This is a genomic window from Actinacidiphila rubida, assembly GCF_900110255.1.
Lineage (GTDB): Bacteria > Actinomycetota > Actinomycetes > Streptomycetales > Streptomycetaceae > Actinacidiphila > Actinacidiphila rubida.
In genome coordinates this window covers 24,253-47,451 of the sequence record NZ_FODD01000050.1, presented here as the reverse complement: position 1 = coordinate 47,451, position 23,199 = coordinate 24,253, and the positions used below count along the sequence as shown (strand labels likewise).

The following is a 23,199-nucleotide window of genomic DNA, read 5'->3' as shown; positions in this document are numbered from 1 at the left end:
GTCACGCCACTGCACCCCGGTCCGTACCCGATGCAGAATCCCGTCGATCACCTGCCGATGGTCCCGCCACCGCCCGCAACGACCGTTGCTCACCGGCAGGAACGGCCGCAGCCGTTCCCACTCGGCATCCGACAGATCACCACGCAAATCCCGCCCCATGCCCGGACCAACGAGCGACGGACGAGCCAGTCACATGATCGGCCGGACAGCTCCTAGGCGTCCCCCTGTGACGCTCCTCTTCCCGCTCGGCTCCGCCGCCACCGTGGAAGTCCTGCCGGGACAGGAAGTGTCCACCTGGGACGCACTCACGTGGTTCACCGGCGAGAGAGCAACGGACCGACCCGCCACCGAAGGCACCGCCCGCCACATCCTCGACGTCTTCCGGCAGCACGGCGACCTGGTGGCCGGGGCGGCAGCATCCACAGCCCTGGCCAGGGAACGGCGACGCAGTGCGAGCACCACCTTGGACCGCGCCCGCCGGGCCACCCTCCTGCAGCGCGCCGAAGGCTACGAGGAGCACGCCTACGAGGACTTTCAGGAGCTACGCGCCCTGCGGAGCCACATGCGACAGGACGGCCTCGTGCCCCCCGCTCTCCCCGACGAACTCACCTTCGTCGACCAACCCCATCCGAACGAAAGCCCGGTAGACGACCAGGCATGAGCCCCTTCGCGCCACGGGCCGGCACCTGGGCCGCTCGCGGCCGCTGCCGGTCTCCCCCTGCTGACCGCGAGTCGCATCAACAACGCCCCGATCCCAGGCAGGAGGAAGAACCGGTGAAAGAACCCATACGCAAGGTCACACACAAAGACGGCCGCACCCGCTTTCGGCTGGTCGTCGACATCGGCGTGGATGACGATGGCAAACGCCGCCAGTTGACCCGGACATTCGACACCAAGAAGGAAGCACTCGGGGAGCTGTCGCGAATCCGTCATCAGATGCGTCAGGGAACGTTCGTCGCCCCGAGTGCGATGACGGTTGACGAACTACTGGACGTCTGGCTCGCCTCAGCGACCCGGGATGTGGAAGAGGGCACCGCGTCGAACTACGACAGCGCCATCCGGCCAGTACGCACGCATCTCGGGGGCAAGAAAATTCAGACCCTCACGGAAGAAGACGTCGAGGGCCTCGTCGACTGGATGCTGACCAGCGGACGTCGGCGGGGCGGGCAGCCGGGCAGCGGCCTCGGCGTCCGGTCGGTACGGCTGACCCTCGGCCGTCTGCGCTCAGCGCTCAACCTCGCCGTGCGGCGCCAGTGGGTCGTCCGAAATGTCGCCGAGCACGCCACCATCTCCCGCGAGGCCAAGAGAAAGGCCGACGCCCACAAGGCCAGGAACGCCCCGTGGAGCGAGACCGAGGTTAAAACCTTCCTCGCCGCCATCCGGGAAGACCGGCTGTACGCCGCGATGATGCTCGCACTCATCGCCAACCGGCCGGCGGAGGTCTGCGGAGCCCGCTGGGAGGACGTCGACCTCGACGGGGCCGGGACCATCACCATCGACAACACCCGCACCATCGTCTATGACCGCACCCGCGACAAGGGCGACCGCAACAAGGTCGTCGAGAAGGGCACCAAGACCGAGGCCGGCAGGCGCACTTTGCCTCTCCCCGTCCCGGTCCGGAAGGCGCTGCGCGCCTTCAACGCCCAGCAGGCGCAGGAACGACTCAAGGCGGGCGCAGCCTATTCGCACAGCGGATACCTCCTCGTCGACGAGACCGGGCACCCGTGGAAGACTGACAAACTGCGACGGGAGGCCTACAAGCTGATGGCAGCGGCGGGCGTCCGCAAGGTCCGGCTGTACGACGCACGGCACGCGTGCCTGTCGTGGATGGCTAACAACGGCGTTCCGGACACCGTCGTTTCGGCATGGGCCGGGCACTCGGATCTGAGCTTCACCAAGCGGACCTACGTGCACCCCGACCCGGAGAGCCTGCGAGCAGGGTCGAAGAAGCTCAAGAAGCTGCTCGGCTGACCAAGATCAACAGCGTTTGTGAGAAGTTGTGAGAGGCAGGGGTCGAAAACAACTCAGGACCTCGTCTCACTCTCGCAAGACAAGGCCCTGACCTGGGCGTTAAACCCACTGCACCGTCGGGACGACAGGATTTGAACCTGCGACCCCTTGACCCCCAGTCGCGCGATTGGGCCTCATTTACCCGGTAATCGGGGCGAACTCACCGCACACCTTGTTCAGTTATGCGGCTATCGCTCGTCAACGCGCATCAGGTGTGGTCCCTATATGGTCCCCTACAACTGGTCCTATCTCTCTTCACGACGTCTCTTCTTCAGTGTGGGCCTCTTGCGGACTCCTGACAATCGAACACCGGAGCCGAAAGCGAGCCGTCGAAAGCCGGGCCCGCGCGCGGAACGTGGCGACGGCGACCGGCCCGGCCACCGCGAGCAGCGGGGTCGCTGGCCGCGACCGTATGGCCGGTCTCCTCGAAGTACGACAGCCCCCGGGGTACTTGCGGGTCGCCGCCACCGGGAGGGCCGCAGGCGAACGAGACAGTCTCGACGCCGACTTCGGGGCCGTCGAGGTACTCCTCGACCAGCACAGCGTTCGACTCCCGGGCCAGCGAGCCGCCGGCGACCGCGTCGGCTGCTATCGCCGCCATCACCATCACCACGCTCACCCACGCGCCCGGCCAACTCATCCCCCGCAGCCTGACGAGCCCACACCACACTGGCGCAACTACGCGCACGACGAACCAGCCCCCCGGCGACGGTGTAGGCCGCCACGGCCAACTACACCCCGAACCTTTGCGAATCACCCCAACGAGGCACCGTCAGAAGTTCTGCAGTCTTCTCGATCGGCCTCGTGTACTGGGCGCGTTCAGCCGAGCCACACCGCCATCGCGTCACCGCTCTTCGCTGCCTCGGTGTAGAACTGGCGCAGGCGATGGAAGGATGTCAGGTAGTTCTCGACCGGACTGGCGTGTGCGCCGCCCTCGTTCGTGCCGTAGCAGTCGGTGAAGTCGACGGTCAGGTACCTGCTCTCGATGTCCGCGTCACCGAGCTCGGCCAGATCCCCCGCCACCTCGCGCACTAGCGCGGGTGACAGCACCCGGGTGCCTCCGTTGTCCAGGTCGTCCTCGGGAAGAACCTCGCCCCCGGCAATCGCCCGGGCCGCACCCGTCACCGGCAGCGGCACCCGGCCGTCCGCAAGAATCCGGGCGAGCACGTCCCAGTCCTTGGACACCGCCTCCTCCACGGCAACGCGCTCCGGCCCCAGCGCCCCCGCCTCGGCCGCGCGTTCGTACGCCGTGAGAGTGATGCGCCATATCGTGAACTCGATACTCATAGGTGCATCCCCAGTCTCCGCCTCAGGCAATCAGCCTGTAGGCATCCTGCGTCAGTTTCCCCGCCACGGAGGTCAGTTCGTCCACCGCGCCGGCCTCCGGAAAGGCCGGGACTGTCCTAGATTTTGCGTATGCCCCGATGTGACCGGTCTGGCATGAGATGTGGTCTCTGCCGGGAAGGATCACTGATGGGCAGTAAGGACGAGCGGCCCCGTGAGAGTTCGCACATCGTACGCACGGGGGCGGAGTTGGCAACGATTGACCGACACCGACCGGGATCTGGCTGAGCAGTTGGTGACTCGGGCGCGCAGTGAGGGGCTTAATCTGGTCGGGGAGAACGGGCTGCTCAAGGGTCTGGTGAAGCTGGTCCTGGAGGGCGCGTTGGAGGCCGAGATGAGCGATCACCTCGGCTACGAGAAGGGCGATACGGCTGGCGCCGGGTCGGGTAATTCCCGTAACGGCACGTCGCGGAAGCGGGTCTTGACCGACGTCGGGCCGGTCGAGATCGACGTGCCACGCGATCGCGCCGGCACCTTCACCCCGCAGGTCGTGCCCAAGCACGCGCGCCGGGTGGAGGGCTTCGACGAGGCCATCGTCTCGCTCTACGCCAAGGGCCTGACCACCGGCGAGATCCAGGCCCATCTCGCGGAGATCTACGACGTCGACGTCTCCCGAGACCTGATCTCCCGGGCCACCGACAAGATCACCGAAGAGCTGGAAGCGTGGCGGCAACGCCCGCTGGACCGGGTCTACGCCGTCGTCATGATCGACGCGATCGTGCTGAAGATCCGCGACGGCGCGGTCGCCAACCGGCCTGTCTACATCGCGGTCGGCATCAACCTCGACGGCGAACGTGACGTGCTGGGCATGTGGGTCGGCACCGGCGGCGAAGGCGCCAAGCAGTGGATGGCCTGGCTGGCCGAGTTGAAGAACCGCGGCATCGAGGACGTCCTGATCGCCTGCTGCGACGGGCTGAAGGGCCTGCCCGACTCCATCGCGAACATCTGGCCGCTGGCGGATGTCCAGCTGTGCGTGGTCCACATGGTCCGCAACAGCCTGAAGTACGCCTCCACCAAGCACTGGTCGCAGATCGCCAAGGAACTCCGCCAGGTCTACACCGCCGCCAGTCCGGATGCCGCCGAGCAGCGGTTCGCGGAGTTCGAGGAGATCTGGGGCGCCCGCTACCCCGCACTGATCGGAGTCTGGCGCCGCAGCTGGGAGCACTTCGTGATGTTCCTGCGGTTCCCACCCGAGATCCGCAAGATCGTCTACACCACGAACATGATCGAGTCCCTCAACTCGCGGTTCCGCCAGGCCACCCGGCGCCGGGGGCACTTCCCGAACGAGGAAGCCGCCCTGAAGGTCCTCTACCTGGTGATCCGCGACCGCCAGCCCAACCGACGCAACCCCACCGGACGCACCTACAACTGGAAGGAGGCCATCAACACCCTCGCCGGCTTCTACGGCGACCGCGTCATCGACAACCAGTAACACCGCCCCAAACCCAAGAAGCGTCACCACCAGGGCTTACACGAAAAACAAGACACTCCCCCACGGCGCCTTGGGCCACGGCGCCAGGGCCGCCGATACCGCCGTATCCAGACCGCTCTTGCGGACCGTCTCCACCAGCAGCACAGCCCTGGCCTGCGAGACCGCGCCACGTCCGCCGCCCCCCGACACGGACACGTGGGTACAACCCGATACGCATGTTCACCTGGGGAGTGCTTCTTTCCTCGCAACCAACGGGACACTCGACAAGCCCTATCGTTGCAGGTCAGGGGCACTTCCCGCTTTTATGATCAAGTCTCGGACAACCCACCTCGTGAAAACCCGAGGTTAATTCTGGGTGACGCAGGGCTGTATCCCTTGAGCGGGCTTCCAGGCCATACCTAACATGTAGGTATGGCGAACTCCGGCGCCTACACCAAGCCCTGGAGAAAGGTACTCGTATGGGCTCCCGCGCATGTTTGGCGCCGAGTGAGGCGCATGCCGACCCCGCCGCACCGAGTGTCATCGTGATAGAACTCGGAAAGTCAGGCGACAGCAGGCTGGTGCGACGGCTACGTCCCAAATGGCTCAAAACCATCCTGTCCTGCCGTTGGGGCGACCCGCGTGGGTGGGAATACTTGCAGGATTCCCCCCATGCGCTGGCCGTGATCGACTGTCAGGACGTGATGGCGGACCTGAACGTAATCGCCGCGTCTCTGACGTTACTGTCCCGCGCCAGCATCTTTGTCTCACGCTCGCCCGTCGAGTCTTCTGGACTCCTGAATGCGGGTGCCCTCAATGTGCTGGCGGACGGCGAACCCGACGATGTGTTGGTCGCGCGCATCAAAGCCGAAATGCGCTGGCTCGCCCGTCAGCCGGCGTCCGGGTCCACCACCGCCACTGCTCTGGCCTGGGACAATCGAGTCCATGCGCTGACCCGACACCAGACGCTTCTCATGCGATGCCTACTGCGACTTCGCGGACCGACGTGTTGCCATCATTTCAGGCGGCTGCTCAGCGCTTTCGACACGCCGCTTTCCCTTCCGGCCTTCCGAGGGCGCCTTGATCGCCTGGAACCACACTTGAACAGCCGTGAATTCTCGTGCAGAAGGGTTCCACGGTACGGGACGGACATTATTTCCCTGGAGTCGCGCGCATGATGGAGGACGAGAAGTCATGAACAGTCACGTACTCGTCGACACCGATGGAATGGTACGGCTGGCGCAACACTTCGCAGCGGCGTCCACTCAATTGGACGGGATCACCGGAACCATTGAAGACCGAAATCCCGGCCCATCGTCCTTCGGTCACGGCCCCGCCGCCGATTCGGCAAACCGCGCCTACCTTTCGATGACAGGGCAAATCTCCGAAGGGTGCAACCGTCTCGCCCAGCTTTCCCTTCGGGCACACGAAGCCTTGCAGCACGGAGGGATCATCTACCGGCGCATAGAGGAAGAGAACACTCAGATTGCCTCCCGCCTCGCGTCGCAGGCGTGAGCGTCCGGTATGGACGTCAATGACGCGATAGCAACATGGCTGACCAATGTCTTGAGGCAGATGGGAGACCCCCAGAGCCTCCTCGACCACTCGGACGATCTCCGCATTCACGCGGAACAGGTCCAAATGGTGCACAGCGCTCTGGCCGATCATGTCAGCGGCCAGGAATGGAGCGGCCCCGGAGCGGATGCGATGGTGTCGCAGTGGCAAGCGCACGTGCGCGTGGCCGATCGTCTGACGTCATCGATGGTTCTCGCCGCCGAACATGTGGATGATCACGCCAACCACGCCTGGCGGATCGTCAGGGAGGTCATCGGTATCGCTCTCGAAATACTCGAGATGCTTGCGGCAGGGCTGGTCCTGGCCTCGCTTCTGGCGGGTGTGGCCGACCTTGTCTGGCTGCGGATTGCTCCATTGGTCCAGCGCATCATCGCACTGATCTCGGAATTTCAGAATCTGCTCGCCCGCTTCGCCGAGACGATACGTACGATCGGCGCGATCGCCGGAGAGGCGGGAGAGACAGCCGGCAAGCTGCTCGGCAGGGGAATCGTCAGTCTGATCGAGAACGCGCCGGCTAACGCGCGGGGGTTCACCGGCTTCTACGTAGCCGAGGCAGTGCCCAAGCTGATGAGCGGGCGGCCGGTGGACTGGCGGACGAACGCCTGGGAAACGGCAGCGTTCGTGGGGCTCGACATCGGACACAACCTCGTCGAGGAGGCCCTCGAAGCCACCAGGGCGGGCGCGCGGTTCAAAGCCGCCGTGGAGGGGAAGGCCGACGTCCCGATGTCCACGGATGGCGCAGTCTCGGTCCACCCCGAAGGTGATGCCCTGGCACTTCCAGGTGGGCCTGTGGGCACCTCCTCGCGCTTGGCTGACCCGGCTGAGCAGGGTTCCCGGAGTGCTTCCCGGCTTCCCGGTACCGGGAGCCGGCCCGCATCGCCCGCCACGGAAAGCGAGGCCGCTCGGGAAGAACCCATTCCCCGTCCGACTCCGGAGGAAGTCGAGCGGATCCTCGATCCTCCTCGACTCGATGATCCGCAACCTGTCAGCGCTGCAGAAACCGGCCCGGAGGTCTCCTTCGCAGTACCGGGCAAGGAAGCGCCGCACACAGAGGAGCCGGCTGCCGAGTCTCCCCTGCCCGTATCCGAATCCCCCACTTCCCCACCGGAGTCGGCCGCGGAAGCACCGAAAGATATCCGCACCTCTCCCGCGACGGAACCGCATGCGAACACCCCAAACACCCGTCCCGTCATCCGGGAAGAGGAGCCCCTCGGTTCGCCGGGCACGCCCCTCGCCGACAAGCCGCAAATCCCTGTCGCCGATGCCCCTCCGCTGCCTGCCGACGCAACTGTCGCGGAAACGCCAGGGGGGAGCCCACGGGGGGAGGTACCGCCCGCCAGGCATGAGATCACCGGCCGGCCGCTCGGGACAGACCACCCGGCACGATCGGCCGACCTTGCTGACCAGGCCGGCCTCCCGCACGCCACAGCGACTTCTCCCGCGGAATCGCTGACCGCGCAGGCTGAGCCCGCAGTCGATCACGATATCCCCGCACCGAACGTCCGGGACGAGACACCTCCCCGCCAAGCGCCGGCGGAGGAGCCGCCCGACCAGCAGGCCGTGGCCGCCGAGGTACTCCACCCTGTCGGCGTCACCCCATCGGCCAGAACAGGCCAAGCCTCAGCCGAGCATATCGCCACGGAGACCGGCGCCCAGATCCCGCGAACAGTCCGACTTCCCGCGCCGGAGAGCGCCCCTGAGAAGGCACCTCTGCCCGACACCACCGGAACGGCACCACAACCCGCTTCCACAGCCACTCCTCCACCGAGGGTGGACGCCCCGCCCGAGGAAACGTACCTGCCCCGGGAATCCGACGAGGTATCCGCACCGTCCTTGCCGGCAAAGGAGGCTGCCGTGCCACACGCCGAGCCCATCGAACGGCCCCTTCCTTCACCTTTTCCGAGAGAGATCAGGACTGAAATACCCTACACGCCAGAAAACCCTGCATCCATCGTCCGCGAACCGTCGCCACTGGCTTCGGGCCCTCACGCGAAGGAAACCGCGGAATCGGCCGAACCCCTGTCCCGCGAATTGGCGCAGGATGACGAAGTCATTTCTCCGTCCCACCACTCCGACGTCTCACATCGGGCTTCACCGGCCCCGGAACCGGTGCCTTCCGAGCCCCCGTTCGCCGGGCTGGGGCCGACGTCGTCCCGGGGAAGTGCGGCCGAAAGTCCGAGCGACGCAACAGACAGCGAGAGTATCGCCTCACCATATCGCCCGTTCGAGCCGAAGCGTGCAAGGGAATCGCTCTACGCGGGAGTCAAAGAGGGAATCAACATCGCCGTTGGGAACATGGAACTCGACGGCATAGTCGCTCACGTGACGGGCAACAAGACCAGCGGAAGTGGCTATGCTCTCGAACTCCTGGGCGGGTTCCTGGGAGCTGCCCGCCAGGGCCTCTTCCATTATCTGCCGGTGGGGGAGCGATTTGGATACAGAAACCAACTCGAAGGATCACCGACGCTGCTGCGCTACTACGCGTCCACTCCTATCAGCTGGGCGTATTATGGTATGTATCTCGCCGACAAGGAGGCGATCATGAATGCCATCCGCGGTGGGACAACAAAAACGGAGCTCGATTGAGTAATCTCATGCATCGAGAAGGACCCACGCTTGTGCGCCGACTCCCGGCCACTACCCGAACGGGAACCCCGGTTCGAAACACATCCCGCACGGCCGGAACGACAACAACGACTGAGCTCTCCAGCAGACCGAGGTCCGTGTCGGTCCCTGGAGACACGAACGGCTTATGAGATGGCGTGCCTGGAGCACTTCTATTAGAGCGCCGCGTGCTCCGCTTGGGACTGACCCGCAGATTCATACGGAGGTACAGGTTGAGCAAGATCTTCTGTGGCATCGACTGGGAGGAGGGGCACCACGACATAGCCCGGTCGACCAGGACGGAACCCAGGTGGCCAAGCTGCGGTTCACAGCTGCGCGCCGGTACTCCCCGCGGCTTTCGGGCCGGCCCGTGCGACCACAGCGACCCTGCAGCAAAGGCGACAGTACGTATGTCCTGCGAGCAACTGGCCCCCGCAGCGATCGTAACCGGCCCCAGGCAGAGGCATCGAGCGTCGGTTAGGCTGAAAAGGTGGGCAAGTGGTCTGCCGCCGTCCAATGAAAAGCCGAAGGGTCAGGCTCGAGACAATCGGCCGACGCGACTGAACGACGAGAGCCACGGGCGGTCTGATGCAAGCAAGAGGACGAGTGATGTCGACGCCGCAAGAGATGGACCGATGGCCCGACCTCAGTGACGAGCAGTGGTCTCGTCTGCGGACATACGGAACGGAAGAGAATATCACCGATATCGGTGATATTCTATTCGACCCCGGTGAGACGGGCGGCCCGATGCTCCTTGTCGAGTCGGGCGAGATCGAAATCCTTCGGCCGGCCTGGACCGGCCACGGAGAAGTCGTGGTCGCCAGATACCAAGAGCGTCAATTCAGCGGGGAATTGAACCTGCTCACGGGCCAGTCGACGTTTCTCAGTGCGCGAGTCTCCCAACCGGGAGTGGTCCTCCGCGTTGGTCCCGAGTCATTTCGGCGGCTGATGGACGAGGACGCCGAGCTCTCCGACATCGTTCTGCGAGCTCTGCTTGCCCGCCGTGAGGGCCTGCGTACGAACGCGGGAGCCAGCAGCATGGTGATCGTCGGCCACGACAGGTCGGCCGCAGCCATGTCCCTCCGGACCTATGCAGCCCGGCAACGCCAACCGCACACCTGGGTCGCCGTGGACACACCGGCCGGGCAGGCTCTGACGCAGGCAGCCGACGTGGCAGCGGACGAATTTCCGCTCGTCATTACCACCAGCGGTGTCCTGCGCCGGGCGACACCATCCGTGCTGGCCGATCACCTAGGCATGTCATATCGCCCGGCGGCTGGCAAAACCCTTGATCTCGTCGTTGTAGGCGGCGGACCGGCCGGTCTTGCCGCTGCCGTGTACGGGGCGTCGGAAGGACTACAGACCCTGGTCCTCGACTCGCTGGCAGCCGGTGGTCAGGCAGCGGCCAGCTCTCGAATCGAGAACTACCTTGGCTTCACCTCGGGGATCAGCGGCGCGGATCTCACCGGCCGCGCGATGGTACAAGCCGAGAAGTTCGGGGCTCGGATCGCTTCCCCGTGCGAGGTCGCGCGGTTGGACGCGAGCGCGGATCTGCTGCAACTGCTACTACGCGACGGGACCGAGATCCGTAGCAAGGCAGCAGTCATCGCCACCGGAGCGAGCTACCGATCGCTGGTACTGCCCCGGTGGGACGACTTCTTGGGAGCTGGCATCTATTACGCCGCGACGGAGCTGGAAGCCAGGGCCTGTGGACAACGGCCGGTTGCAGTGGTTGGCGGAGCCAACTCGGCTGGTCAGGCTGCACTCTTCCTGGCCGGCAGGGGATGTCAGGTCAACCTGATCGTCCGCGGGCCAGACATCCTCGTAAGCATGTCGTCCTACCTGGCGGACCGTGTTTTGTCCCATCCTGCCGTACGCGTCCACACGTCGACGGAAGTCACTGGACTGCACGGTGATGAGGCCCTGCAGGGTCTGACCATCCGCAGTGGTCTCAGAGACGATCGGCGCCAAAAAGAGCTACGGTGTTCGGGACTTTTTTGCTTCATCGGTGCGACGCCGGCAACTCATTGGCTCGACGGCGTAGCGCTCGACGACCACGGCTTCATCCTCACCGACGTGGGAGTCGATGACGCACTGCTCGACTCGTGCTGGACAACGTTGGGGCGGAGGCCCCTGCCCTTCGAGACAACTCTGCCCCGGGTGTTCGCCGCGGGCGACGTTCGCGCTGGTTCCATGAAGCGCGTGGCCGCCGCGGTCGGTGAAGGAGCGGGCGCGATCGGATCCGTACACAGGGCGTTGACCTCGCAGGCCTCATGATCCACACGACGCCGAGCACAGGCGGGGCACTGCCTCGTCCTCGGGACGTGCAAGAGCCCGGCCTCGTACGACATGATCGGCCACGTGAGGCCACCCTCGTTGTGCGCTGCCGCCATCGCCCCTCTCAGCAGGCGCACTTTGCTCCGGAGCTCCAACCGCGGGTGGCAGCCACCGTTGCGGCGGCGCCAGTCAGGCGAGTGCGAGGAAGAGCTTCTCCAGTTCGGCTTCGGTCATGGGCGGCGCGGTGCCATCTGCCGCTGCCATGCATTGCGGCATCCCGCTGGCGACGATCTTGAATCCGGCGCGGTCCAGGGCGCGGGAGACCGCGGCGAGTTGGGTGACAACGTCTTTGCAGTCACGGCCGGCCTCGATCATGGCGATGACTCCGGACAGTTGGCCCTGCGCTCGCCGCAGGCGGTTGAGCTCGGACTGCATGGACTCCTCGTCCACCGCCATCCCCATGGCCGCACCTCCTCGTTCGTGCTGCACGTTCACTTACGAGTTGGTGCGTGATAGCGGGTGAGGCGTCGGGTCTGGCGGGTGGCATGATCCGGGGTGTGGTGATCATGGTCAACCGGTCGGTGCTGGCGCATCGGCTGTTTACGGGGATCTCTCGGCAGCATCTGTCGTGCCTGGCCGAGGAGTTGGCCGTGCCGTGGCAAGCCGGGGTCGAGGGCCGACGCCATGCTGCACGAGGAGGAGCCCGCAAACGGACCGCGGGTGCCGGTGCCCGCCACCAGTTGGTGTTCGTCGACCGGCTGGTGGCCACGCTGATCCATCTGCGGCACGACCTGCCGCATTCGGTGCTGGGCCTGCTGTTCGGCGTCGACCGTTCCACCGTCACCCGCGCGATCGCAGAGATACGCGCGCTCCTTGCCGAGCGGGGGTGCGCGGTCCCCGACCGTCCTGGCCTGCGTCTTCGGACGCTGACGGACGTGTTCGCCTACGCCCAGGCCGAAGGCGTCGAACTGCGGCTGGACGCCACCGAGATCCAGGTCCGCAGACCGCCGGCCAACCGTGGCGGACGCCGTGCATTCGTCTCGGGCAAGAAGAAACAGAACACGATGAAAGCCACCGTGATCGCCGACTGGCGGGGCCGCACGCTGTGGACCGATGCCCTGCGGCCTGGACGTATGCACGACGCCACGGCCGCCCGCAACGAAGGCATCGCCGTATGTTTCCAGCACTTCCGTGACGTCGAGGTCCTCCTGGACGACGGCTACCTCGGCCTGAGCCGCGACCACCGCGGGCAAGCGATCACACCGCCCAGAAAACCCCGCCCGGGAGCACTGCCCGGCAGAGTCGAACAATGGGAACGCGACCGCCACGGGCACTCCTCCGACCGCATCACCGTCGAACACGCCCTCGCCGATCACAAACGCTGGAAGCAACTGACGCGCTGGACCCATCGCCGCGACCGCCTGGCCGACACCTACCGCGCCATCGCCGGCCTCGTCTCCGACCGCACCGCTCAAGCCTGAACCAGCGGTCCTCCAACGGACCCGCACGCCTCACCCGCTATCACGCACCAACTCGTAAGGGTCGCCCCAGGTGAGAGTGTCGCCCTCTTCAGAGACGACCGCGCAGCGGGCGGCGCTGAAATATACCCCTGGGGGTAACTCCGTTAGAGTTGAACTGACATACCCCCGGGGGTACATTGACTCGAAGGGAGCGCGGTGTTCTTCGTGGACACGATCGAACTGGAGGGGCTGGGCAACCGGAGCTATCTGGCCGGGGGCCGGCTGACCACAGTCGTGATGGACCCACCGCGCGACATCGACCAATTGCTGGCAGCCGCGGCCCGGCAAGGGGTGCGGATATCTCACGTGGCGGAGACGCACGTCCACAACGACTCCGTCACCGGGGGCTTGAACTGGCACGGATCACCGGCGCCGCCTACCTTGTCCCGGCCGCCGCGCCTGTCTCCTACGCGCGCACCGCCCTCAGCGATGGCGACACCGTCGACGTGGAGGACGCCCTGACTCTGACCGCGGTGGCGACCCCAGGCCACAGGACGCACCACACCCGCGGCATGAATGCGTGGGTCGCGGCCGGGTACCCGGTCGTCAACGAGCACGGTAACCACGGCTCGATAGCGTGAGCATCCTCATCCTCGCCCTCGCTGCAGGAGCCGTCGTCGGTCTGGCCCTCGGCGCCCTGGGCGGCGGAGGCAGCGTATTGGCCGTCCCGGCGCTGATCTACCTGCTCGGCTTCACCCCGGCGGCGGCCACCACCGCAAGCCTGATCATCGTGACGGTCACCTCCGCAACGGGACTGGCGGCACACGCCCGCGACGGCAACGTGGCGTGGCGGACCGGGGTCCGGTTCGCCGCAGCCGGCATCATCCCCGCCTTCCTGGCCGGTGCCGCCACGGCGCACCTCCCGCAGGCGGCGCTCACCGCCGCGTTCGCCGTCCTCGCCGGCGTGGCGGCAGTGCGGATGCTCCGGCCCGCCGCAGCCGTAGCGCGCCACGGCATCCGGCCGGAGAAGGCGGCGGCTGCCGGCGCCGGTCTGGGCGCCGTGACCGGGTTCCTCGGCGTCGGCGGCGGATTTCTGGCAGTGCCCGCCCTGGTGGACGTTCTCGGTCTACGGATGCGGCAGGCCGTGGGCACCAGCCTGCTGGTCATCAACGTCAACTCCCTCGCCGCACTTGCCGCCCGCACCGGAACGGGAGGAGACCTTCGCTGGGCGGTGATCGGGCCATTCGCCGCAGCAGCCGTCCTCGCGGCCTGGGACGGCAAGCGTCTGGCGGCGAAGATCAGCGGCGGCACTCTGCAGCGCATCTTTGCCTTCGTCCTGCTCGGCGTGGCGGTCTTCATGCTCGCCGATGCGTTCACATGACCGCGGCCTGGGGCACAGACGATGCCCGGGCTCGTGAGGGAAGGAGCACCGATTCAGCATGGTCACCCACTCCACGAGCGCATGAGGCAGGTCGAGTGCGGCAGGATAGACGACCAACGAGGCCCCCGAGCAGCGTGAATGAGACGTCAGACATCTCGATCAACAGCCCGGAGGCCTCGGCCGATGCGACTCACAGCCATCACCCGATCGGTGGCCACCTCGAAGAAGCTCATTGCGTGGGCCTTTGTACGGCGATCAAGCGCAATCGAGCGACTCAGCGACCAGGAGCGCACTGCGGGCAGCGGAACGACACTCACGCGATGCGCGATCAATTTTCCTTCCAGTCAGTGTACTTCGCCTCCCCAGGTCATATTGGCGAGTGTTTGTTCGACGGCAATTTCGGTACGCCGGACGAGTTTGCGGACATGGCGGTAGTCCGAGTCGATCCGACGGCTCACTATAGGTCCCGCCGCGGTATTTCGATGGTCCCTCCCCCTGAGCTTCACGAGCAGGTCGAGCCTGGCGGCGGCTTGCGCCGACTCCATTCCGGGCCAGTACCAGGACCGGGAGATCTGGTCATTTCCGATGGCCGTCTTGAATAGTTCGTTCACCTGGGTGGTTGCGCGAGCCAGGAGTCCCGCACCGCTGTATCGTCGGATGTGAACTGCACGAGCGGATAACAAGGCGCACCAATCTCGGTCGGTGGGATGCCCGCGGACCCACCCGTCAGCCTGTGATGGCGGCTCCCAGTCGGCCAGCCTCTGGATATACGCCGGAAGCTCGTCCGCGCCGCGCGCGTGCTCGATCAAGCGGTCGAGTGCATCGGCTGCGAGTTCTTGGCAAAATGCACCCCAGAAGGCTGTCAATAACACCGACGCTGAGTTGTGGAGCGTGTCTGCGTCCTGCCGGAGCCCGCCATACTCGTCCGCGGTGACCTTATTGCGAATTTCGAGCAAGCGGTCGATATGCTCGCAGTCTTTGAAGAAATTGTCCCGCGCCCGGCTCGTCATCTCCAGGACTCCCATCGGCTTGTCCGGGGCAGCGGCGGGGACACGCTACCGCCCGATGTCGACAAAAGTGCGGGGCCCTGACTAGGGGAGGTACCGGGCCCCGCACCGGCTCCACTTGAGGGATCTCACCATCACGCCCTCCACGAAGTACTGCTGGAAGGTGAAAAAGACGTCGAGGGGCACGATCGATGAAAGGAAAGCGCCCGGTGCGAGGATTTCGATGTTCGAGCCGCCGCACAGCACCTCGCGGTCCGGAACTAGCCTGCGACCCGGATACCGAAACCGCCGCACCCTCTTCATCAGGATCGGCCCGATCTGCTTCCACAACACATCCGAAACAATCCACGCGAGGCTCCAACGACCCGCCCAACACCTAACTCACAGGCCAGACACGGCCACCAGAACCAATCCGCCTCATTGCGTCAGCCGTTGTCAGGGGCCACGCGGTCGAACCGACGCTGCGGTTGAGGGCTACGCTCTGGGGTTTACCAGCTCGGGACCGATAGCCGAGCACGCCCCGCGTTGAGGGAATCGAACCCTGACGCGGCTGCCTGCCATCGGCCCCGCTCCGGCAGGATCGGTTTTACACGGTGAACAGGCCGCGATTGATGGTCACGGCGCCCGTGGCGATCGCGATCGCGAAGTTGAGCATGCGCGCCGGGCCGTCGGTGAGCAACGCAGGGAGTTGGGCTGCAGCAGTTCCGGCTGAGAGGCGCTTGCCCAGATCGTCGAACCACTGGCGTGCCCAAGCGCTGTCGTCGGCCCAGTCCAGCAGGGTGAAACCGCTGGATTGGATCGTGTCGCGCAGGTCGTCGGCGGTGGTCAGATGGCTGTCGGTGCCATCGAGCGACCACGGCAACGGTAGTGCTGGCACACCGTCGGCGCTTCGGCAAACCTCGAAGATTGCGAGCCGCCCTCCCGCCCGAAGCCTCCGGGCGATCTCGGAGTAGAACGCCTTTTTGTCCGCGATGTTCATTTGGACGTGGATGGTGTATGCGGCGTCGAATCCGGTCTGGTCGAAGCTGCCGATGTCGCTCCGGTAGAACTTGGTCTGCGCGGTGAGTCCTGCAGCGTCGGTCAGGGCTTGGGCAGCGTCCACATAGGCGGGGGTGATGTCGACGCCGACGACATTGCAGCCGGTGGTCCGGGCGATTTGACGTGCTGGACCGCCGAGGCCGGAGCCGACGTCCAGTGCCGTCGTCCCGGCGGTGAGTGCGAGATGCGGGATCAGGCGTTCGATCGCTTCGGGGCCGCCGGCGTGATACTGGTCGATGTCATCGAGCTGCTCCCGCGGCAGTGCAGTCACGTTTACTCCTGTGAGCCGCTCTATGGTGGCGATGATGCCGGTTTCGCTGTAGGTCACGGCGCTACTCCTTGCGGGGTCGAACCGACCCCTGAGTGGGTTTCGCGTTGAACAAAGTCGTGGGCCTGCCGACGTCAGCTCGTGTGTTGTCGTAGAACGCACGGTTCTGAGAGACGAAGCTCTCGACGTCCATAGGGGGAACGCCACTGATCTTCTCGACAAGTTCGTTCGTGCCGGCGAAAACGCCGTTGCGATAGTCGATCGCGACGGCGAGAAGGTGCTGGGCCAGATGCTTGGATGCCCCCCACTTCTCCAGGATGGCGGCGAAGTCCTCGAGCTCGATCGCCTGGTAGATGACCTCGCGGCCGAGCGCCCGCGACATCTTTTCGGCGATCTCGTGGTGGTCGAGCTCCACCGGCCCGAACAGCGAATATGCCTTGCCCGCATGAGGGGCGGGGTCGTCGAGGATGGCGGCGATCACTCTTGCCTGATCGCTCGCGGCAATCGGTGCGTGGCGACCGTCGGCGAAGGGGAACCGTAGCGTTCCGGTTCCGTCCCACATCATGACCAGCCACTCGGCGAAGAAGGTCGGTCGCAGGTGTGTGGCGGCTACCGGGAAGCGGTCGAGCACCCGTTCTGCGATCCAGTGCTGGCGCGCTGCGTTGCTGGCGCTCTCATGGCGGGCGGAGATCTGTGACATGTTGACAATTGCCTGCACGCCGTTCTCGGCTGCCGCTTGGGCGACGTTCGCCGTGGCTTCCACCAGACCTGGCGCCAGTGGATACGTGAAGTACAGTGCGTCGATGCCTTTGGTCGCCTCGGTCAGGGTGTTGATGTCCTGGACATCGCCCCTCACGATTTGCGCACCGCGGTCGGCAAGCCTCGCGGCGCGTTCGTCTCTGCGGCGGACAAGCGCGCGAACGTGGTGGCCTTGCTCAAGGAGCAGTTCTGTCGTCAGGCTACCCGTCTTACCGGTGGCCCCGATCACCAGGAGATTGCGTTCCATGATGGCCTCGCTTTCAGGAAAAGCGCGTGGTCGGCGGGCCTCGGCGGCTGCCGTGAAGCCCGGTTACTGAGCCGTGCCCCGCGTTGGCCGGAAGGCATGGGCGATGGTGGCTGCTGCGAGCGCCAGCCAGAACAGGGTCGCTGCTGCGAGCATCAACCAGCTCACCGTCTGCCAGCCGGATAGATCCGCTCCGTGGGACCAGCGGATGACGAAGTTGGCGCTCGCCGCGACCGGAAACGAGAAGATCCAGTACCCGGTGTGGAACGTGGGCAGGGCCAGGTCCGGCAGAAGGGAAGCGACTATGAGGATGGTGAACGCGAGCAGCCCGGCGAATCCGTACCCGACGGCGTCCACGGGTCCGGGGTGAGCGGCTATCCACGCCAGTCCGCCGGCGGCCGGCGGAATGATCAGCACGGTGAGGGTCGGGCGTGCCTGGACGGGCATGCCGCTGCTTGCCACAAGGCTGCTCAGGATGACAGTGCCGAAGACGAGCCAGTAGAGCAGGCCGATGGCGAAGGCGGCGTCGGCGACCTTCGGCCATTGAACGACCGACGCGTTGATGCTGGCGATGAACGGTCCCGACGACACCGGGAGCAGATATCCCGGGTGCAGCCTTGTCGAATTCAGCGTTCCGGTGAACCAGTAGGCCAGCAGGCGGGCCGCTACAAGGCCGGCCACGACAGCGAAGACGGCGTAGGACCAGCGAGCAGCCTCGAGTCCGAACCTGGAGACGTGCCCGGCGAAGAGCATGCCGATGATGGGTATGTAGGCAAGCGTGAAGCCCTGCGCAGGATGGCGCAGGTCGTGCTGCAGAGCGCTCCAGCGGGCACCTCCGTGGCGGATGTACTCGCCGAGCAGCACAACCCATACCAGGCCGCTGATCGTGAACAGCACATCGCTCACTCCGATGGGGACGGAGAGCGTGGCCGAGGCTGATTGCCATGCTCCGCCGGTTCCCGCTGCGCCCAGCGATATCGACAGCAGGTTGATTCTTTCGGAGCGAGTGGTCCAGCGGGCGTCGGCGACCAGTGTGGCAGGGTGCAGGTCCGACGCGACGGACCCGGTGGAATCCCGGGCGCTGGAATCCGGCCCGGCGCCAACGGCTGCGGACATCATCGGGACCCCTGGGGTTGGATGGTTCGCGCGTGGCGGGCGCGATGGTCATGGCTTCGGCACAGGGCGAGTCCGTCGAATAGGGGCATGATTACCCCGCTGCGTTGAGCAGCTCGGCCAGCACGTCGGGTCGTTCGAGCGCAATGAAGTGGCCCGCGCCCGCAACCTCAGTGACATCGGCGGACGGCAGAAGCTCCTTGTTGGCTTCCCGGTCCGAGACGCGGGACCAGTCCTTCTCTCCGTAGACGAGGTGGACGGGGGCCTTGACCTCGCGGTAGCGCGGTCGGGCGGCGATGAGGCTGGCCATGTTCTGGTACACGGCCCGCGCGACGACCGCGTAGCCAGGACGGTGGCCCACCCTGGAGAGTTCTTCCACGTAGTCCGCCTTGAGGGCGGACTTGTCGCCGAGACCTCCGTGCATGACCCCACGCAGGATGGCCTTTGTCTCCATCCTGGCCATCACCGGGCCGACCAGCGGTGTGAGCACGCCGCCGATGATCAGCCGGGCGAGAAGGCTGGATCGGAGGATCCCGCCACGGAAGTCGTACGCGTTGACCGCGATGACGCGCCTGACCCGCCCGGGCAGGTCGGCGGCGGTGGTCAGAGCGTATACCGCTCCCATCGACTCGCCGAGCAGGGTCACATCGCGAAGGTCGAGTTCCGTGATCAGCCGCTCAACCGCCGCGCGCATCGCCGGTTCTTCATAGGAGGCGCCGGGAACGATCTCGGAATAACCCATCCCCGGTAGGTCGAGGGCGTATACGGTATAGCGGTCCGCGACAAGTGGAATCAGGGACCGAAAGTGCTCGGCCTGCGTGCGTACGGTGTGCAGCAGGATCAGCGGCGAGCCGCTTCCCGCTTGGAGGTAGCGCAGCTTTCCCTGACTGCTGTCTGCGCCGCGAGGCGCGAGCATGTGGCTGGTGGTTCCCGGAATCTTGATCGCGGGAATCGAATGCTGACTGTGCATCTCGTTGTCCTTCTTTGAATAAACTGCAGGTGGCGATCGGGAGCCTGCCGAAGTTCGCCGGGTTTCTGAATTTCGGTGACGGAAACAGCTGGACCCGAAAGAACGCGGCACGCAGCAGTGGCTACTGAATCTGTTCCATCAGGCACGCCACGCCACACCGCGAGTCGGCAGCGGATCCCTCGTCGTACTGGAAGACGAATCCGTGAGCCGCCCCAGGGAAGATCTTTATGATCGTGTTCGCTGGCAGCCTGGCCAACGGGTGGGAGCAACACCGAAGGATCTCGGGTCACGGTCTCCGTCCGCGACCCGAGATCCATCCGTGTTGCTCCCACACCCGGAAGGACGTGCTCCCACACCCGAAAGGACCTCGGGCCTCCGCGCGGGACGAGAAAGCGCCGCGGTGACGCCCTGCAGACGCTCCAACCGGGTGTGGTCCGCGTACTCCGCTGGGTGAGCGCGTCGCGGGAGCGTCATGTCCCACGGCGCCAGTAGCCGATACCTGGCCCGCCGCGACCGTTTGCCTCACGCCTGCCGAGGTGAAGAAGATCCCGACGTGCCCGTGTGCGGAAGTGGCCTCGCCGCAGGCGGCCGGGACGACCCGAAACGGCCGCCCGTCCATACCCAGCGCAGCGGCCGCGGCGGGCACGAGGCTGTTCGCGAGGCCGGGTCCCAGCACGGCGATCTCCTCTCCTTACCGAGAGTCGGCATGCGCCAGAAGGGCGCGGGCGACTTCGTGGGGTCGGTCGATCTGCGGCCAGTGTCCGGCGCTGGGCAGAACGGTGGTCGTGGCATTGAGCAGGTGCTTGGAGATGTCGCCGGCGACTGCCGGTGTGAGATAGGGATCCTTGGCACCCCAGATGACGCGGAAGAAAATGTCGAGCTTCTCAAGCTCGGGCATTTTCTGGTCTTCGCGGGCCACCTCGGCAAACAGTTGCGCTGTCATCTGAGCGAACGCCGGACCCGCGCCCTGGCGGGTGAAATTCTCGTCGATGAGAGGAGCCAGGAACTCGTCGTAGTCGATCTGCTCTTCGCTTTCGAGGACTTCGCGGAACTTCGCGCGCTGGAACTCCACGATCTCGGCGTAGCGGGCTCGGGTGCGCAGGAAGTGCTGGCTCAGTGCGGCCAGCCCGGGAGTGGCGAAGAACAGGATGAGCTCGGGGAAACGCAACGACGGGCTGCTCCCATAGAAGCAGTTGAGCAGAGCCACCTCGGCGGTGCGTTCAGGGTAGGCGAGCGCGAAGTTCACCGCTACCGCGCCACCCGCGTCGTGCCCGACCGGAATGATGCGGTCCAGGTGCAGAGCGTCGGCCACAGCCAGAACATCTGCGACCTGCTGCTCGAACGAGTAACCCGTACCGGGCTTGTCCGAATCTCCGAAGCCGAGGAAGTCGAAAGCGACCGCTCGCCGACCGGATTCCTCGACCAGCGGTGCTAGCTTGTCGAAAATTCCGAGGTTGTCCGGGAAGCCGTGCAGCATCACGAAGGCCGGCCCCTCGCCCGGGTGATCGCGGACGTAGAGTTCACCCGCCGGTGTGGGTACTCGAATTTCCGTGTACATCGTCATACCTCCTGTGGATGTGTGATTGATCGTGTGGGGACCTGCTGGTTTCCGACCATGGGCCCTCGTACTGCTCAGCCCACGTCACGTCCGCGGTCTGCTGCGTTCGCGTAGAAGTCGTCGATGTGGACGACGGGCCGATGGGCACGGTCCAGCAGGCTTGCGGCGATGCCGGCGCGGAAGCCTGATCCGCAGTGCACCCACAGGCGCGCCTGGGGCAGTTCGTCCATGCGGTCCAGGAGTTCGGTGAGTGGAATGTGCAGTGAGCCGGGAATGGCGCTGCGCCTTCGTTCGTCGTCTCGGCGCACATCCAGGATCACCTCGTCGTCGCCGAAGGCCGCGGGGACGTGGGCGAAATCGACTCGCGGGTAGCTTCCGTGGCCGAGACCGGCGCTGATCTCGTCGAACGGTCCGGTCGCGGCACCGGCGAGGTGATCGATGCCGATGCGGACCAGTTGCCGCTGCATCGCGGCGATGTCCGAAGGACTCTCGCCGATGAGTGTGATGGACGAGTTCCACGGCAGGATCCAGCCGAGGTAGATCGCGGCTTGATCGCCCAATTCGATGCTGACCGAGCCATCGATATGGTTGGCGGCGAAAGCCCTCCTGTTGCGAATATCCACGATCCACTCCCCTGCCTCGAGCCTGCGCTGCAGCTCTTCCGGCTTTACCGATTCGGGGGCGGTCAGGTCAGGGAGCGTGGGACCCGCGAGGTTCAGGGATGCCATGTGTGCGTAGTAAGCGGGGTACGCGGCGATGTCGGCGAGCAGATTCGCGACGAAAGTCCGTTCGTCCGCGGCAGTGAACGCATCGTTCCGGATCTTCTCCCGGCCGATCGTGCTGCTGTCGTCGGGGACTGTCTCACCTGCGGAGCAGAAACTGCCGAAGCCATGGGTCGGGAAGACGGAGGTGTCATCCGGCAAGCCGTCCGCCAGCCGGTGCACGGACTGGTACTGGAGGCCGGTCAGCGCCAGGGTCTGCATCGGATCGATGAGGTCGGTGCGGCCCACGCTCCCGTACAGGAGCGATCCGCCGGTGAACACCGCAGGCGGCTGATCCGGCTGCCGCGCATCGCGGATCACGTAGGACAGGTGGTGGGGCGTATGCCCCGGCGTCTTCACTGCCCGAAGATGCAGCGAACCGAAGATCATCTCGTCGCCGTCGTTCACCGGGATCCGGTGGAACGAAACCGGGTCGCCGGCGCTGACGAGGTAGCGGGCACCGCTACGCTGAGCCAACACGTATCCGCCCGTCACATAGTCGTTGTGGATATGCGTCTCCGCCACCGCGGCGAGCGTAACGCCGAGATCGTCCGCGAGATTCTCAACCCGGTCGATGTCGCGTTGCGGATCTATTGCGATCGCGACGTGACCGTCGTGCACGACGTATGTCCGGTCGCCGAGCCCTTCCGTACTCAGGATTTCGACGTCCACATCAATGCTCCTGTCTTGGATGTATCGTGAATGACTGGTCTCTGTCGACCGGGTCAGCCGCGATCACGCGAGCGGCCCCGCCCGCCCTCGCGTATTCAGGGGATTCAAAGCGCCCGTGCCGGATCAGGCGGATTCGAGTTCCTTGGGCACGGTGACGCCCAGCAGTCGCAGCAACTGCGCGAACTTCCCGTCCAGCTCGAACCCCACCGCCGTGACCGCTGCCACACCGAGCCCGGCGAACACCGTCGAGGGCTGGTCGGTGACGAAGACCGCGTTGCCGTCATCGCCTTCGTAGATCAGGACTCGGGGCGGCGCGTAGAGCACGGCGTCCGGGTGGTGGCGGTACATTCGTTCGGCGATGACATGGTTGCCCATCAGGTACTGAATCGCCTTGCGCCGGTGGCCTGCGATCGACATGAGCACCTGCCCGTCGACGGTGCCGAAGACCACGAAGCCGTTCGGCGCGTTCTCGGCGACTGCTCGCTCGACTTCATCCCATGTACCGCCGGCGGCCGCGATCTCCTTGATACGGGGGAGGTCGAACGGGGGTACGGCTGCCTCGAAAGCAGCGATGAACTCATCGAAGTCCCGACCGGTCGGGATATCAAGCCGTGTAACGGTGTTCTTGGTCGCGGTGGCAGTGTGAGCCATGACTCGCGTCCCTTCTGCTGCTTCACGTTCGTATGTTCGGGGTCCGCTCGCAGATAACTCCACCGGCACCCGCACCTTCCATCACATGAATAGGTG

The 23,199-nt window shown here is 65.5% G+C and carries 22 protein-coding genes and 3 pseudogenes; 10 read left to right on the top strand and 15 right to left on the bottom strand.

Annotated features, from left to right (window positions below):
* Window positions 1–159: transposase (locus BMW99_RS33905; protein WP_143080594.1), on the bottom strand; the 159-nt coding region annotated here is incomplete at its 3' end.
* 67 nt (window positions 160–226) lie between these two features.
* On the opposite strand from BMW99_RS33905, the gene BMW99_RS33900 reads away from it, so the two are divergent.
* Window positions 227–661: a hypothetical protein gene (locus BMW99_RS33900; RefSeq protein WP_322899569.1), complete on the top strand. Its 435-nt coding sequence runs from the start codon at window positions 227–229 to the stop codon at window positions 659–661.
* A 113-nt stretch (window positions 662–774) separates the two neighbouring features.
* Window positions 775–1,971: a tyrosine-type recombinase/integrase gene (locus tag BMW99_RS33895; protein WP_069462716.1), complete on the top strand. Its 1,197-nt coding sequence runs from the start codon at window positions 775–777 to the stop codon at window positions 1,969–1,971.
* A gap of 310 nt (window positions 1,972–2,281) precedes the next feature.
* On the opposite strand, the gene BMW99_RS33890 is transcribed toward BMW99_RS33895, so the two are convergent.
* Both BMW99_RS33890 and BMW99_RS33885 read right to left on the bottom strand, forming a co-directional pair.
* Window positions 2,282–2,650: a hypothetical protein gene (locus BMW99_RS33890; protein ID WP_141726053.1), complete on the bottom strand. Its 369-nt coding sequence runs from the start codon at window positions 2,648–2,650 to the stop codon at window positions 2,282–2,284.
* Window positions 2,651–2,829: 179 nt separating this feature from the next.
* Complete coding sequence (locus tag BMW99_RS33885) at window positions 2,830–3,297, bottom strand: DUF1877 family protein (RefSeq protein ID WP_069462718.1); 468 nt, start codon at window positions 3,295–3,297, stop codon at window positions 2,830–2,832.
* A 256-nt stretch (window positions 3,298–3,553) separates the two neighbouring features.
* Here BMW99_RS33885 and BMW99_RS33880 point away from each other — a divergent pair, with 256 nt between their 5' ends.
* Complete coding sequence (locus BMW99_RS33880) at window positions 3,554–4,786, top strand: IS256 family transposase (protein WP_107451501.1); 1,233 nt, start codon at window positions 3,554–3,556, stop codon at window positions 4,784–4,786.
* 69 nt (window positions 4,787–4,855) lie between these two features.
* Here the strand turns inward: BMW99_RS33880 and BMW99_RS42410 are convergent.
* A pseudogene (locus BMW99_RS42410) lies at window positions 4,856–5,003 on the bottom strand (IS1380 family transposase); the annotation flags it as partial.
* Between the two features lie 307 nt (window positions 5,004–5,310).
* Here BMW99_RS42410 and BMW99_RS40955 point away from each other — a divergent pair.
* From BMW99_RS40955 to BMW99_RS33870, 4 genes are all read left to right on the top strand, one after another.
* Window positions 5,311–5,943, top strand: coding sequence for a hypothetical protein (locus tag BMW99_RS40955; RefSeq protein WP_141726054.1), 633 nt, complete (start codon window positions 5,311–5,313; stop codon window positions 5,941–5,943).
* A gap of 16 nt (window positions 5,944–5,959) precedes the next feature.
* A complete protein-coding gene (locus BMW99_RS40950; protein WP_141726055.1) occupies window positions 5,960–6,280 on the top strand; it encodes a hypothetical protein in 321 nt (106 codons plus the stop codon).
* A 9-nt stretch (window positions 6,281–6,289) separates the two neighbouring features.
* A complete protein-coding gene (locus tag BMW99_RS40945; RefSeq protein ID WP_141726056.1) occupies window positions 6,290–8,926 on the top strand; it encodes a WXG100 family type VII secretion target in 2,637 nt (878 codons plus the stop codon).
* Window positions 8,927–9,553: 627 nt separating this feature from the next.
* Entirely contained in the window at window positions 9,554–11,221 is a 1,668-nt protein-coding gene (locus BMW99_RS33870) for an FAD-dependent oxidoreductase (protein WP_069462721.1), read from the top strand.
* A 189-nt stretch (window positions 11,222–11,410) separates the two neighbouring features.
* Here the strand turns inward: BMW99_RS33870 and BMW99_RS33865 are convergent, their stop codons facing one another.
* Entirely contained in the window at window positions 11,411–11,677 is a 267-nt protein-coding gene (locus tag BMW99_RS33865) for a metal-sensitive transcriptional regulator (protein WP_069462722.1), read from the bottom strand.
* Between the two features lie 110 nt (window positions 11,678–11,787).
* Here BMW99_RS33865 and BMW99_RS33860 point away from each other — a divergent pair, with 110 nt between their 5' ends.
* From BMW99_RS33860 to BMW99_RS33850, 3 genes and pseudogenes are all read left to right on the top strand, one after another.
* Window positions 11,788–12,702 (top strand): transposase family protein, encoded by a 915-nt coding sequence (locus BMW99_RS33860; RefSeq protein ID WP_176735436.1) that lies wholly within the window; start codon window positions 11,788–11,790, stop codon window positions 12,700–12,702.
* A gap of 195 nt (window positions 12,703–12,897) precedes the next feature.
* Window positions 12,898–13,247, top strand: a pseudogene (locus tag BMW99_RS42405) (MBL fold metallo-hydrolase); the annotation flags it as partial.
* Window positions 13,248–13,318: 71 nt separating this feature from the next.
* On the top strand, window positions 13,319–14,062 hold the full coding sequence (locus tag BMW99_RS33850) for a sulfite exporter TauE/SafE family protein (RefSeq protein WP_075018140.1): 744 nt from the start codon (window positions 13,319–13,321) through the stop codon (window positions 14,060–14,062).
* Window positions 14,063–14,098: 36 nt separating this feature from the next.
* Here BMW99_RS33850 and BMW99_RS43235 read toward each other — a convergent pair.
* The 10 genes and pseudogenes from BMW99_RS43235 to BMW99_RS33805 all read right to left on the bottom strand — a co-directional run.
* Window positions 14,099–14,179: pseudogene (locus BMW99_RS43235) on the bottom strand (IS5/IS1182 family transposase); the annotation flags it as partial.
* 227 nt (window positions 14,180–14,406) lie between these two features.
* The gene (locus BMW99_RS33845; RefSeq protein ID WP_141726332.1) at window positions 14,407–15,072 is read right to left on the bottom strand and encodes a hypothetical protein; all 666 of its coding nucleotides are present in this window, start codon (window positions 15,070–15,072) and stop codon (window positions 14,407–14,409) included.
* A gap of 81 nt (window positions 15,073–15,153) precedes the next feature.
* Window positions 15,154–15,402, bottom strand: coding sequence for a hypothetical protein (locus BMW99_RS43230; RefSeq protein ID WP_069465822.1), 249 nt, complete (start codon window positions 15,400–15,402; stop codon window positions 15,154–15,156).
* 253 nt (window positions 15,403–15,655) lie between these two features.
* Window positions 15,656–16,435 (bottom strand): SAM-dependent methyltransferase, encoded by a 780-nt coding sequence (locus BMW99_RS33835; RefSeq protein ID WP_069465821.1) that lies wholly within the window; start codon window positions 16,433–16,435, stop codon window positions 15,656–15,658.
* Window positions 16,436–16,439: 4 nt separating this feature from the next.
* Complete coding sequence (locus tag BMW99_RS33830; RefSeq protein WP_079138793.1) at window positions 16,440–17,381, bottom strand: NmrA family NAD(P)-binding protein; 942 nt, start codon at window positions 17,379–17,381, stop codon at window positions 16,440–16,442.
* A gap of 63 nt (window positions 17,382–17,444) precedes the next feature.
* Complete coding sequence (locus tag BMW99_RS33825) at window positions 17,445–18,497, bottom strand: TDT family transporter (RefSeq protein WP_075018139.1); 1,053 nt, start codon at window positions 18,495–18,497, stop codon at window positions 17,445–17,447.
* A gap of 88 nt (window positions 18,498–18,585) precedes the next feature.
* A complete protein-coding gene (locus BMW99_RS33820; RefSeq protein ID WP_069465819.1) occupies window positions 18,586–19,461 on the bottom strand; it encodes an alpha/beta fold hydrolase in 876 nt (291 codons plus the stop codon).
* 691 nt (window positions 19,462–20,152) lie between these two features.
* On the bottom strand, window positions 20,153–21,025 hold the full coding sequence (locus BMW99_RS33815) for an alpha/beta fold hydrolase (protein ID WP_069465818.1): 873 nt from the start codon (window positions 21,023–21,025) through the stop codon (window positions 20,153–20,155).
* 68 nt (window positions 21,026–21,093) lie between these two features.
* A complete protein-coding gene (locus BMW99_RS33810) occupies window positions 21,094–22,452 on the bottom strand; it encodes an MBL fold metallo-hydrolase (protein ID WP_107451673.1) in 1,359 nt (452 codons plus the stop codon).
* A 123-nt stretch (window positions 22,453–22,575) separates the two neighbouring features.
* A complete protein-coding gene (locus BMW99_RS33805; RefSeq protein WP_069465816.1) occupies window positions 22,576–23,103 on the bottom strand; it encodes a DUF302 domain-containing protein in 528 nt (175 codons plus the stop codon).
* Window positions 23,104–23,199: the final 96 nt, after the last annotated feature.